Source organism: Streptomyces sp. NPDC088254, from assembly GCF_044740925.1.
Taxonomy (GTDB): Bacteria; Actinomycetota; Actinomycetes; order Streptomycetales; family Streptomycetaceae; genus Streptomyces.
This window is the reverse complement of the sequence record NZ_JBIURQ010000012.1, coordinates 98,002-111,142: the sequence shown is the minus strand read 5'-3', so window position 1 is coordinate 111,142 and position 13,141 is coordinate 98,002. Positions and strand designations below refer to the sequence as shown.

Here is a 13,141-nt window from a genome sequence, read left to right as displayed (position 1 = left end):
GGCCCCGCTAGGTCGACACAGTCACTGGACCAGTTCGACGTGATCGTGGGAGGGGTCGGCCGGGCAGGCGTGGAGCTGGAGGTCGTAGCCGCCGGCGATGTCGATCAGGGTGAAGTCTCCGGGTGGGTTGCCGAGGTTGGACGGCGTCGGGCTGGCCTGCTCCTCCTCGGGGATCCAGCTGCGAGTGACGGAATCCCATTCCCCGGACGCGATGGTGAGGAGTGGAACCGTCTCGGTGCCGCAGTCGGGGCAGGGTCGGGGTACGGGGTCGGTCAGGCCCCAGCGGGACCAGCCGCCGGTCTTCCATCCGGGAGCGTGGGCGAGCCTGTTCGCGTAGAACTCGTCCGGGGCGACCGCGTACCTGCTGTCCCACGCATCGCCGGCGGTCTGCCACCGGCTCACGTCGCTGAGCTGGTCCTGCAACTCCTTGTCGAGTTCCATGGGGTTGGGGTACTCGGTGACCTGCTCGGGTGCGAGGGAGCACGGCTCCGGCAGGTACCAGACGAACTGGACCGTGGGCGGCTCGGGCGGTGCGGCGAGTACGTCGGTGACGGTCCCGGAGGAGCGCCAGAAGAGGGCGGTGCGGGGGTGTGTCGGATGGTCGAAAGGGCACCACAGGACCTGAAGGAGATCGACCCCGGGAGGACTGACCGGGAGAGGGACGTCGCGGGTGTACAGCTGGGCGACGGGCAGCATGGGGATCGGGCCGTCGAACCACGGGCGGCCCGTGCCGATCCGCTCCTCGGTCTCCGCCTCCTCGGGCGTGGACACGGGTGCCCGGGGGTCGTCGTGCAGCCGCTCGGCGGCTGCCGCGCGAATGCGTCGCAGCACCCGGATGTCGTCCGGTGAGTGGACTCTGGGAGCCGCATGGCTGTCGTGTGGACCTTCGCAGAGGGGCCACGGCTCGTCGGCCGGCCACAGGAGCGGACCGCCGACGGAGCTGTCGTGCACGGTCGGCGACCCGGGTCTTGGATGCAGCCGGGTCGCCGAACGGGCCATCAGGGCCAGTTGAGGGAAGAGTGCGGCCACGTCGAGTGGTCGCGGTGGGGTGGTGAAACTCATGCCGGCTCCCGATGGCACAGATTGCAGAGGATCGCTCGGTCAGTTACCGAGATTGAGCAGCAAGGTGTCCTTCTTGGTGTTGGGGACGTAGACGTTGGGGAACAGTTCCTCGATCGTCCCGTTCGCCCGCTCGATATTGGCGTGCATCGTGACACCCACCGGGATCGTACTGGTGGCGTCCCTGTAGACGGGTGTGACCTCGTAGAAGATGGCGTCGTCCGCTCCGAAGGCGGAGACGGGGCCCTTGATCTTGTCCTGCGCCATGCTCTCGAAGGTCCGCATGCTGGGCGTGCCGGTGTTCATGCCCTGCTGCCAGCAGGGGACGAGGTTGTCCTGACCAAGGTCCTCGATCTGGCCGGTCCCGCCGAGGATGTTGGCGATCAGATGGCAGCGGGCCTGTGAAGAAGTCGGCGGGTTGTCCGTGTTGAACTTCTGCGCGTCCAGCCAGCCTGTGATGTCCCCCTTGGCAGGGGAGCCCTTGCTGGTGTTCCTCGCCAGACATGCCTGTGCCCGGGTCGGCCGCGTGCCGGCCGGGCCTATCGGGGTGACTGTCTTGTTGACGTGCGGCACCGGTTCAGTGGTGTACATGTTCCAGCCGTCGCCGTTGGGGACCGCACCGAGCGGATTGGTGTTCAGGCAGCGGGCGTGCGGGCCGGTGTTCGGCGTGCTGAACTTCAGCTTGAACTGGTCGTTGTCGATCACCCGCTGGCCGGCGAAGCCGTTGGCGAGCTGAGTGTCGGCGAACTGCTTGTCCGCGGCGTTGACGTGGGCCCGCACGCAAGGCTTGGACTTGTCCAGTTCCTTGGCGTTGCCCAGCACATATGTGTCCCACTCCCCGTTGCCCAGGTTGGGTATCACCTCGACGCACTGGTCGCCCCGGGTCCCGCCTTCCTTCGCCTCACCGAAGGGGAATCCGGCGCAGGTGTCGGTCTCGACGAGGGTCGTGATGGCTACGTATCCCGCACAGGTGGCGGCCGCACGGTTGGACACGCCGACTGTTGCGCGGGTCAGCAGCTTGCCCTCGCCCCAACCGTCGTTGAGGTTCTGCTGGGTCCACTGGTAGGCGGCAACGGCGCCGCCCGGGTCCGAGCCCGTCGCCTTCATCGGCACGACAGGCGTGATGGAGGGAACCGCACACCCCGCCCCCGAACCGCCGCCGACCGCGTCGTCGCACCTGATCTCACGCGCGTTTTTCCACGACGCGTTCGGGTCGGTCGGCGTGGCTCCCGGGGCCGTCACGTACATCTTGTAGGACGTGAAGAAGGAGGCGGAGGAGCCGGTGCTCTGGGGCGATGAGAAGGTGACGTCCCCGGTCAGGGGTTTGCCGATGGTGACAGTGCTCGCCCACCACGGCGCGTCCTTGGTTGCGGTGCAGCCGGCGTCGCAGGAGGCGCGGAACTTGGCGCTCAGGGCGGCGACGTCACCGGAGGCGCTGGTCATCGCGACGGTGACGTGCTCGTTCCAGGTCGTGGCGGTCGGGGAGAGGTCGGCGCTGGTGGAGACCGCCAGGGTGCCGCGTCCGATCTCCAGGCCCCTGCTGTCGCGGAGAATGTAGGTGACGTTGATGCCGGTCACGCAGTACGAGAAGCGCTCGTAGCTGTAGTTGCCGGGGCTGGTGATGCTGCAGCTGGCGGCGGCCGCGGCGGCGGCGGTGCGGGCCTTCGCTGTCACCGGGGCGGGGGTGACCGTCACACAGGACTCGACGGCGCCCGCGCGGCGCTCCTTGGAGCCCGGGGCGGTGGCGGTGCAGTCTTCACCGGAGCCGGCCGCGAACCTGCTGGTCTCGGTCGAACTCGTACTGGGCGCCGCGGACTTGGTCGCGGACGAGGCCCTCTTCGTCGCGGGCGGCTCGGCCGCCTGGGTCGTCGCGGCTGTCGTGACGACGAGGGTCAGGGCGGTGAGGACGGTCAGGACCGTGGAGCGGGCGCGTCTTCTCGTGGCGCGCCCGCCGGGTATTCCATGCATGGAGGCAGGGACTTTCCGTTAGTGACGGGAAGGAGGGGGCGCCGCCTGACTGCGGCGCCCCCGGGGAAGGGAGAACGGGCGGGGTCAGGCCGCCAGGCCGAAGTCGCTGAGGCCCTTCGTGATGCCGGAGACCAGGTCCTCGCCGACGTCTGTGATCTTGCTGACGACCGGCTTGACGACGCTGCCGCCGAGCGCCTTGTCCGCGGCGCCGACCCACTTGTAGGCGCCGAAGGAGACCAGGCTCAGGCCGGTGCCGGCGGCGGACTCCCAGAAGGCGCCGCTGGTGAAGCCGTGCTCGATGCCCGTGAAGAGGCTGCCGAGGGCGCCCGCGCCCGCGGAGACGCCGGCGAAGAAGCCGGCGGCGGCGAGGGCCGGCGGGAAGACGGTGGCGGCGAGGGCGCAGCCGGCCGCCAGGAACCCGGCGCCGACGCTGACCACGTTGGCGGCGTCCGCGTAGAACTGGGCGTCGTTCCACCACTCGTCGGCGTCACCGGCCGCGGTGCCGTTCGGGTTGACCTGGTTGTTCTTGTTGTTGTTGGCCGGGTCCTCCCCGATGCCGCGGGCCCGCGCTGCCTCGAGCGCGGCCGCCTTGGCCTTCGCGATGTCCTCGGCCCGCTTCTTGTCGGCGGCGATCTTCTTGGCCTGGGCGTACGCCGCGGCGGCCGCCCTCGCGTCGGCTGAGGCGGCGAGCTCGGCGGCGCGGGCGGCGGCGGCGGAGCGCTGGGCCTGGGCGGAGGAGGCGAGGGCCGCGCGCGCCGAGTCGACGGCCTTGTTGGCCGAGTAGTTGGCGGAGCGGGCGGCGCCGCGGGCGGTGGCGGCGGCCTTCTGCGCCTTGGCGGCGGAGGCCTGGGCGTCCGCGGCGGACTTGTCGGCGGCGTCGGCGTTGTCCCGCGCCTGCTTGGCGTAGTCCTCGGCCTTGGCGGCGGAGTCGAGCGCCTTCTGCGACCACTTCTTGGCCTCGTCGGCGGCCTTGCGGGCGTCGGCGGCGGCCTTCGAGGCGAGGGCCGCGTCCTCCTGAGCCTTCTGCGCGACCTTGCCGGCAGCGGCGATGGCCCCGCGGACGGCGGCGACGTGGGTGGCCGTGTCGAAGTCGAGCTGGGCCGTGCGGAACTGGATCACGCTGATGAAGTTGCGCAGCATCCACGCCGGTCCCTCGAGCGCGACCTCCGCGTAGGCCTTGGTGAAGGCGCCGGCGGTGCTGATCAGCTGAACGGCCCGGACCCGGTCGTCCTCCTGGATGGCCAGCGGATAGTCGTGGTCGAAGAAGTAGTTGAGGGATTCGGTGGTGTTCTTGTCCAGCGCCTTGTCGCCGGCCTCGATGACGGCCTTGCCAGGGGCGTCGGCCATGATCTTGTTGATGGCGACGCGCAGGTCCTCGTCCGAGGCGCGCTTCATGCCGCCGGTGAGGAAGTCGCCGACAGCCTTGGAGTCGTTGCTCGCCAGCGCGGCGGCGGCGGCCGCCGCGACGTTCGGACTGCCGACCGTCGCCACGTGGAGGGTGGTCTCCCGGTCGTCCTGCTCCTGGGCGAGGACCCGGTCGAGGTCGATCCAGGAGTAGACGTCGTAGTCGGAGCCGGCGAGGGCGTGCTGGGCCGCCTGGCGGGTGTGGGCGCCACGGGCGTCGATCAGCGCGACCGCGGCCTGCCTGCCCAAGGTCGCGGCGACCGCCATGTCGCCGGAGTAGAGCGCCGTTTCCGCCTTGGACAGGAGGTCCTTGGTCGCTTGCGTCATGCGCTCCTGCATCTGCCGCTTCTCGCGGACGTCGGCGAGTTCGGCCTTCTCTATGGCGGCGAGCTGCTGGGCCTCCTCGATGGCCTGCTGCTTGTCCTGCGCCAGGGTCTGCGCCTCGGCGGCGCGGGCGTTCTTCTCCACCTCGATGGCGTCGGTGACGGCTTGGGTGGCGACGTTGGCGGCCTTCACGGCAGCGTTGGCGTGGGCGGTCGACTTGTTGGCGTAGTCGATGGCCTGGCCGGCGTACTTCACGGCCTCCTCGGCGGCGTCCGCGGCCTTGTCGGCGTGGTCGGCGGCGGAGTTGGCGGCGTCGCGGGCGGTGCGGGCCGCCTTGGCGGAGGCGCTCGCCAGCGCCTGGGCGGCCGATGCGGCGTTGGTGGCGCGGTTGGCGGCGCTGCTGGCGATGGCTGCCTGGCGCTTGGCCTCGTTGGCTTCCGCCTGGGCGGCGCCGGCCGACACGGCGGCCTGCGCGGCGGCGGCCGCGGCGGCGGCCGAGTTGCGGGCGGCGGAGGCGGCGGCCAGACCGGCGGACGCGGACGCGTCGCCGGCGAGGGCCGCCTTGGCGGCGGCCGCGGCGGCGCTGCGTGCCTTGGCGGCGGCGTTGCGGGCGGCCACCGCGGCGTTCTTGGCTTCTTTCGCCTTGCCTGCGTCCTTGGACGCGGCGATCGCGGCGTTGAAGGCGCGGGCGGCGGCGTTGCCGGCCTTCGCGGCGGCCTGGGCGGCGCCCGCGGCGGCCCAGGAGGCACGGCGGGAGGCGTTCACGGCGGCGTTGGAGGCGTTGACGGCGTTGCGGGCGGCGTCGGCCGCGCCCTTCGCCGCGCTCGCCGCCTTGCGGGCCGCGGCCCCTGACTTGCGCACGTCGCTCTGGGCCGCGGCGGCTTCTGCGGCGGCCTTCTCTGCGGCCTCCTTGGCCTTGCCGGCGGCGGTCTCGGCGCGGGCCCCGGCCTCGACGGCCAGGTTGGTCTCGCGTTCGGCGCGCTTGCCCTCGCGCTCGACGACGGCCACGAGCTCCTCGATGGTCGCCGACTCCTGGTCGCGGGCGCGCGCGATGTGCTGGCCGGTCTCCATGAACCATTCGGCGTCGTTCGCGGTGCCGCTGAGCGCACGGTCCGCGTACTTGCGCACCTCCGGGCCGCCGGTCACCATCATGGCGCTGATCTGGACCCGGGTGTCCTCCAGCCGCGCGTCGTACTGCTTGTCGGTGAGGAAGCCGACGAGGGCCTGCTCGGTGCCGGCGTCGAGGGCGGCGCTGGCCTCGCGCACCACGGCCTTGCCGCCGGTGGACGAGACGATGCTGGTGGCGACCTTGAGGTCCTCCCGAATGGCGGGGGCGAAGCCTCCCGAGAGGAAGGCGGCTATCGCCGCGTCGCCGTTGTCCAGGGCGGCGACGGCCTCGCGGCGCAGGCCCTTGCCCGCCCGGTCCAGGCTGCGGACGATCGCGACCCGGTTGTCCTGGACGGTCTGCTGGGGCAGCGTCACGGCGAGGAAGTTCTGTATCTCGGCGTCGGTCCCGTAGAGGGCCGTGGCGGCGGCGGCCTTGACGCCCGTGCCGCCGGTCAGCCATGCGCGGACCGCCTTGGCGCGCTCGGTGTCCGGCAGCGGCACCGGGCCGGTGCCCGTCGTCTCGGCGGCCGCGGCGGTGGCCGGCCGCAGAACCGCGGGGGTGGAGGCGACGGCGGTCGCGGCCGCGATCGCGCCGAGAACGCGGCGTCTGCTCCATAAAGCTGTCTGCATTCGGGACTTGCCCTTCTCTGAGTAACGCGGCGAGCTGTCGGATTTCGCGTCGTGACGGACGACGGATCCATGGATCGATGGCCGCCACAAGTTGTGGACAGTATCAACTCCATGGGTCTTTTGCGGGAGTTGGGTCCGTCGAGGCTCGAACAGCCCATATGAGCAAGGGAATTCGACGAACCAGTACATACCTCGCGAAGTCGTGACACCGCCCCGGGAAGCGCCGGGAAGAGTGACGCAGGTCACGGAGAAATTGCTTTCTATATCCAGATATGGGCAGTTCAGGGAGCTGGACGTGGGTGCGTCGCCGTGTTCAGATGCCAGGGTCGATGACGATCACCGGGGTTCACAGTGCGTCACGGACGCGGCGCACTTGGTGCACGGGGGACTTCACACATGCCGCATGCACGGCTTCCCCTGTTCGCGACCGGCTCTTCACGGTCGGCGGTCCTCAACTCCGGCCGGTGGACAGGAAATTAGGGATACGATGAAGGAAAACAACGCCAATGTCGGAAAGCCGCGAAGAATGCGGCTCGCGATGCAGGCACTCGGCGTCGCAGTCGGCGGTGCGTTAGCCTGGATCGCAGTGACCAACGGTGGACACGGTCCGGACGCAGGCACCGCGCAGGCCGCCGACGCCGCCGTGCTGGTGGCAGGGGCCACCCCCGGTTATGCCGTGGAAGACTTCAACTATCCCCAGGCCGACAAGATCCTGGCGGAGCAGAAGATCACCCTGAAGCGAGGCGACGGTCACATCACGCTCGCCAACTGCGCTCCCAACACGGGGCAGTTGCGGCTCCTGGTTCGCAACAGGGCCGAAGAGGTCTGCTTCAACACCACCGGCAACGAGGGCTGGCTGACCCTGGATCTCCCCGGCGTCTACTCGATCAGGGGCAACGACTACTCCACCACCGTCGACATGACCGTCGGCACCGAGGAGAAGTCCTACGAGATCACCAAGAACACGTTCACGCCGGTGGGCGAGAGCACGGACCCGGAGTCCCGCGCGCACACGCTGGTCGAGATCCGGACGGCCAAGTAGCCGCCTTCCGTCCCGCGACCGACCTGCTCAGCACCGCACATCGTTCCTGATCAGTGAGCAGGTACAGACATCAGGCAGTCGGCGGGGCCCCTCGACAGCCGGGAGCACGCGTCCCGGTCACGGTTCCTCCCCGTCAATCGGCCTGCTCAGCCTTGTGATTGAGGTCACCACTTCTATGCACCCCACCAGACGCCCTCGCATCGCCGCGCTCGGCGCCGTCCTGGCCACCGCGTCGCTCGCGTTATCCGCGGTTCCCGCAGCCGCCGTCACCGGGGGAACCCCGGTCGCCGACGCGGACACCACCTTCGCCTACACCGCACAGATCATCGTCGGCGACCACGACCGCGGCTGTTCCGCGGCCCTCGTGGACATGGAATGGCTCCTCACAGCGGCCAGTTGCTTCGCAGCCGACCCGGCCGTCTCGCTCGCGGTCGCTGCCGGCGCCCCGGCGAAGGCGACCACCGCTGTCATCGGACGCGCCGACCTCTCCGGCACCCAGGGCGCCCAGCGCCGTATCGTCGAACTGGTACCGCGCGCGGACCGCGATGTGGTCCTGGCCCGGCTGAACCGGCCGGTCACCAATGTCGCACCCATCGCGCTCGCGACCACCGCGCCCACGGCCGGCCAGGAGTTGCGGTTCGCCGGATACGGCCGTACGAAGACCGAGTGGGCGCCGCTGAAGCTGCATACCGGCGCCTACACCCTCGACTCCACCGCCGCCACCTCGGCGCAGGTGACCGGCAAGGACGGCGCCGCCGCGTGCATGGGCGACTCGGGCGGCCCGGTGATCGGCGACGGCAAGCTCGTGGGCCTCAGCTCCCAGTCCGCCCAGGGCGGTTGCCACGGCATCGACGCCACGCAGACCAGTACCGCGGGCGTCATCGCACGCGTCGACGACCTCACCTCCTGGGTGAACTCCACGGTCGGCGCCACCCGCATCACCGACTTCAACGGCGACGGCGTCGAGGACATCGCGATCGCCGACCCGGCAGGCACCGTCGCGGGCAAGACCAACGCCGGTCTGGTGCGCGTCTCCTACGGCGGAGGCAAGGGCATCGCGGAGATCAGCCAGGAACTCGCCTGGGTCGTCGGCGACCCCGAGCAGGGCGACTCGTTCGGCGACGCGATGGACACCGTCGACTACAACGAGGACGGCTACACCGACCTCGTCGTCAGCACCACCCTGGAGGACGTCGGCTCCGTCGCGGACTCGGGCTTCGTCGATGTGCTGTACGGCGCTCCCGGCGGCCTGGGCACCGGCGCGGTGAAGGACACCCACTTCGAGCAGGGCGCGGGCACCGGCGCGATCAAGGCCTCGGTGAACGGGGCGGGCGACCGGATGGGCGACGCCCTCGCCGCCGGCACCACCGCCGCCGGCGAGCCGTACATCGTGATCGGTGTGCCCGGCGAGACGGTCGGCACCGTGGCGAAGGCCGGGTCGGCCTTCTACCTGCGCGGCGCCACCAACGCCGTGATCCACCAGGACAGGACCGACGTGCCCGGTGGCGCCGAGGCCAACGACGGCTTCGGCACCTCGGTCGCGGCCGACGCCAACCACATCGCCATCGGCGCGCCCAACGAGAACATCGGGGGCGACAACTCCGCCGGCAACCTGGCCGTCTTCAGCCACGCGCTGCACGCCGAGGGCTACCCCAAGCCGCTGTTCGGCCTGGACCAGGACCTCGCGAGCGTCTCCGGCGACGCCGACGCGAACGACGACTTCGGCTGGTCGCTCAGCCTGACCGAGTACCGGCCCTCGGGGGCCGCCGCAGCCACCGACTCGATCCTGGCGATCGGTTCGCCGGGCGAAACAGTGGTCCTGGGCACCACCAAGAAGGCCGACGCCGGCCGGGTCGTCGTCGGCCGGGTCACCGCCGCGGGCGCCTGGGCCGAGTTGCGGGATCTGAAGCAGGGCACCGCCGAGGACGACGTCTCCGGCACTTCCGAGGCCGGCGACCGGATGGGCGAGGCCCTGACCGCCGTCAACACCGCACCGCGCGCAGTCGGCACCACCGCGACCATGCGTCTCGCCGTCGGCACCCCTGGCGAGGCCCTCGGCACCACCGCCAACGCCGGCGCCGTCCACACGTTCTCGCTCGTCGCGGCGGCCGGCCCCAACGACCGCTGGATCGAGGCCGGCGACGGTGACGGCATCCCCGGCCCGCCCGGTGCCAACCAGTACGTGGGCCGCAGCATCCACTACACGGGCACCAAGCTCTACATCGGCATGCCCTACGGCCCCGGACTCGGCGCTCTGCTCGCCCTGCCGATGTCCAACACCGTCAACGGCGGCACCGTCGCCGCGGTGACCACCTACAAGCCCGGCACCGGCGGCTTCCCCGCCGTGGGCACCCGGTTCGGCGCCCAAGCCCGCTGAGCCGGTCCGGTAACCGGCAGCGAACTCAGGCCGGTTGACGACGGAGAGCCCCCGAAAGCCTCACGGTTTTCGGGGGCTCTCCGGCTGTAACGCGTCAGCGCATGCCCTGCGCGTCGAGCAGCCTCGTCTACGGCGAGAAGGACTGGTCCCGGACGTCGGACCGGAAGGCCGACCGGAGGCTGCTGCCGGCCGCCGCCTTCACGCAGGTCCCGAAGGCGGGCCACTTCGTCGCCCTGGAACGGCCGACGTGCCGGCCGATCTGCTGGCGGCGCCGGCGTGACCGCGTGAGCGTGCCGTATCCACCTCCCGCGGCGTGCCGACACGGCCTCGTACCTCACGGAGTCCCGGAAAGGATCTCGACGTATCCGTCGGTACCGTGGACGCGGATGCGCTGGCCGTCCCTGATGCGCCGGGTGGCCCGGTCCACGCCGACGACGGCCGGCAGGCCGTACTCGCGGGCGATCACCGCGCCGTGGGTCATCAGTCCGCCCACCTCCGTCACCAGGCCCGCGATGCCGACGAACAGCGGCGACCAGCTGGGGTCCGTGAAAGGCGTGACCAGGATGTCGCCCGCCTCGAGGTAGGCGTCCGCCATGTCGAGGACGACGCGGGCCCTTCCCTCGACGGTCCCGGCGGAGACCGCGACGCCGGTCAGGGCACCCGCCGGGACGTCGTCGCGCCGGTACGACCCGGTGACGGCCTCACCGTCCGAGGTGAGGACCCGGGGCGGAGTGAGCGCGTGGTACGAACGGAACGCGTCCTTGCGCTGCCGGATGAGCCGGCCGTCCACCTCGTGCGTGCGCACGACGTCGTGGAGTTCCTGGAACGTCAGGTAGAAGACGTCCTCCTTCTCGGGCAGCACTCCGGCCCGCACGAGGCGCTCGGCCTCCGCCAGGAGGGCCTGCTTGTAGACGAAGTAGCGGCTGATGACGCCGTACTTCGGGTACTCCCGGTATCCGATGAAGGTCCGGACCCGGTCGATCATCCGCTTGGTCTCGTCGGCTTTGCGGTCCCCGTCCGGGAGGGCCCGCAGGCGGGCCAGCACGTCCTGTTCCTTCCACAGCGCCTTCAACCGCCCCTGCTCGAAGCGCCGTTCGGCGGCTCCCGGCTCGAAGTTCCTGACGTTGTCGAGGAGTACGGGCACGAGCGTGGTGGGGCGCTCGCGCCAGCGCGGCCTCGTGATGTCGATCTCGCCGACGCAGCGCATGCCGTACCGGTCGAGGTAGGACTCGACGGCTCGGCGCGCCTCGGCGCCGCCCGCTACCTTCGCCAGCTCGTCGAGGAAGGCGTCGTCCTCGATCTCCTCGACGTCGCGCAGGAACGCCACCACCTCCGGATGCGGGCGGATCACGTCCGCGACGTCGAGCAGCGCCAGTCCCATCTCGGATGTGATGTTGCCGGGGGCGGACAACGTGAGCGTGTCGGCCGCGTTCTTCTCCCCCAGCCATTCCCGCAGCTTGTCGTTGAGCCACCAGGTGGCTTCCATCCCCGCCATGATCGCCTGGATGCTCAGTGGATCACTGAGGACTCGTTTGTGCTCCTCGAAGGCGTCCAGCAGGAAGTCGAACAGCGCGGGTCCGGTCTTCGTCCGGATGTCGAGTTCGAGGGTGGCGAGGAACTCCTCGCTGCGCTCGACCAGTTCGGTGACGATGGCCGGATCGGTCTCGATCGGGGTGGGGGCGGGGCCGGCCGGCGGCTCGGCGGGGACCGCGTCCGGGAGCGAGGGGACGAAGTCGTCGTGTTCGAGGACGGACTCCAGGGCGTCCCTGGTCAGCGGGTCGCCTCGCCCGATGACGTCGAGGAGGCCGGCGCGGCTCGCGGGCGAGGCGAGACGCGGGGCGACGTCGACGAACAGCCTCCCGCCGGCCACGTGCATCGGCACCATGGCTGTCAGCTGCCACACGGACAGGCCCAGGGGCTTCATGGGGTCGGTCATCATCTGCCCGTGTCCGACGGAGACGTAGACGTGGTTGTCCTGGTCGTCGGTCTCGGGGACGGGGAACAGCGTCGTGACGGGCCGGCTCTGGACGATGTGGAAGCCGTCGTCGGCCAGGCACCATTCGATGTCCTGCGGGCGGCCGAAGTGTGCTTCGATCCGCCGCCCGAGGCGCACGAGCCGCACGACCTGCTCGTCCGTCAGCGCCGGCTGCTCCCGGCGTCCGGAGTCGATCTCCACTTCCCGCGTGCCGCCGCCGGGCAGGGCGAGTACGGCACGCTCTTTGGCGGCGATCGTCCTGGCGACGATCTCGCCTTGCCGCACCTTGAAGACGTCGGGGTTCACCAGGCCGGAGACCAGAGCCTCGCCGAGGCCGAAGCCGGCGTCGACGGTGGCGACCTTCCGGTTGCCCGTGACGGGGTCGGCGGTGAACAGGATGCCGGCCGCTTGCGGGAAGACCATCCGCTGCACGACCACGGCCATGTGGACCGTGCGGTGGTCGATCCCGTGCCGCTCGCGGTAGGTCACGGCCCGCTCGGTGAACAACGAGGCCCAGCACCGGCTGACGCTCCGGAGGATCGCCGCCGGCCCCACGACGTTCAGGTACGTGTCCTGCTGGCCGGCGAAGGAGGCCGTCGGCAGATCCTCCGCCGTCGCGCTGGACCGGACGGCGCAGGCGGCCTGCTCGCCGAGCCGTGCGTGCGCGCGGGTGATCGCCGCCGCGAGGTCGGCGGGGATGGCGACCTCTTCGATGGTCCGGCGGATCCGCGCGCTGAGCGTGCGGATCGCCTCGCCGTCGTCCGGGCTCAGGTCTGACAACCGGTCGAGCAGAGCGTCGATCGACGGTGCTTGCGCCATGATCCGCGGGAAGGCGTCCGTCGTCACGCAGAAGCCGGCCGGTACGGAGATGCCCTCGATCCGCGACAGCTCGCCCAGGTGCGCGCCCTTGCCGCCGACGACGGCTACCTGGGATGCGTCGACCTCCCGGATTTCCGACACGTACTGCTCGTTCACCGCGACACCTCCGAGGTTGCCGTGCTCCGTCGTCCTGCGCTGACTGCTTGAATCGCCGACACCTCACGCACGTCGTCCCCGTTTCCGCAGGTTGTGGCTCCGGCGGGGAATTCTGCGCCACCACGGGGGCCTTGCCGCAAGCCCCCGGGTGCGCTATAAGTTAAGAGAGGCAAGGAGAGGACTCCTTGCCCTTTTTGTTTTCCTCCCCTTCTGTCTCCCCTCGCCTCAAAGACCGTGCGGTCCGCGCAGGTCGCCGACCGACAAAGCATGAGACAGCACA

General features: G+C 70.6%; 6 protein-coding genes and 1 pseudogene. 3 read left to right on the top strand and 4 right to left on the bottom strand.

The features are described from left to right. Window positions 1–21 precede the first annotated feature (21 nt). From ACIOC0_RS31535 to ACIOC0_RS31525, 3 genes are all read right to left on the bottom strand, one after another. Window positions 22–1,062, bottom strand: a complete 1,041-nt coding sequence (locus ACIOC0_RS31535; RefSeq protein ID WP_402159155.1) for a hypothetical protein — start codon at window positions 1,060–1,062, stop codon at window positions 22–24. 39 nt (window positions 1,063–1,101) lie between these two features. Further along, the gene (locus tag ACIOC0_RS31530; protein WP_402159154.1) at window positions 1,102–3,027 is read right to left on the bottom strand and encodes a DNA/RNA non-specific endonuclease; all 1,926 of its coding nucleotides are present in this window, start codon (window positions 3,025–3,027) and stop codon (window positions 1,102–1,104) included. 84 nt (window positions 3,028–3,111) lie between these two features. Continuing rightward, window positions 3,112–6,492: an ALF repeat-containing protein gene (locus ACIOC0_RS31525; protein ID WP_402159153.1), complete on the bottom strand. Its 3,381-nt coding sequence runs from the start codon at window positions 6,490–6,492 to the stop codon at window positions 3,112–3,114. Window positions 6,493–7,078: 586 nt separating this feature from the next. Between ACIOC0_RS31525 and ACIOC0_RS31520 the strand changes: the two genes are divergently transcribed. The 3 genes and pseudogenes from ACIOC0_RS31520 to ACIOC0_RS31510 all read left to right on the top strand — a co-directional run. Continuing rightward, window positions 7,079–7,534 (top strand): hypothetical protein, encoded by a 456-nt coding sequence (locus tag ACIOC0_RS31520; protein WP_402159152.1) that lies wholly within the window; start codon window positions 7,079–7,081, stop codon window positions 7,532–7,534. 175 nt (window positions 7,535–7,709) lie between these two features. Then, window positions 7,710–9,911 (top strand): S1 family peptidase, encoded by a 2,202-nt coding sequence (locus tag ACIOC0_RS31515; RefSeq protein ID WP_402159151.1) that lies wholly within the window; start codon window positions 7,710–7,712, stop codon window positions 9,909–9,911. Window positions 9,912–10,033: 122 nt separating this feature from the next. After that, window positions 10,034–10,191, top strand: a pseudogene (locus tag ACIOC0_RS31510) (alpha/beta hydrolase); the annotation flags it as partial. A gap of 54 nt (window positions 10,192–10,245) precedes the next feature. Here the strand turns inward: ACIOC0_RS31510 and rph are convergent. Next, window positions 10,246–12,861, bottom strand: a complete 2,616-nt coding sequence (rph, locus tag ACIOC0_RS31505) for a rifamycin-inactivating phosphotransferase (RefSeq protein ID WP_402159150.1) — start codon at window positions 12,859–12,861, stop codon at window positions 10,246–10,248. Window positions 12,862–13,141: the final 280 nt, after the last annotated feature.

Excerpts from the sequence above, each read along its gene's own strand:
- ACIOC0_RS31535 (WP_402159155.1), bottom strand. The coding sequence starts at position 1,062 with ATGAGTTTCACCACCCCACCGCGACCACTCGACGTGGCCGCACTCTTC.
- ACIOC0_RS31530 (WP_402159154.1), bottom strand. The coding sequence starts at position 3,027 with ATGCATGGAATACCCGGCGGGCGCGCCACGAGAAGACGCGCCCGCTCC.
- ACIOC0_RS31525 (WP_402159153.1), bottom strand. The coding sequence starts at position 6,492 with ATGCAGACAGCTTTATGGAGCAGACGCCGCGTTCTCGGCGCGATCGCG.
- ACIOC0_RS31515 (WP_402159151.1), top strand. The coding sequence starts at position 7,710 with ATGCACCCCACCAGACGCCCTCGCATCGCCGCGCTCGGCGCCGTCCTG.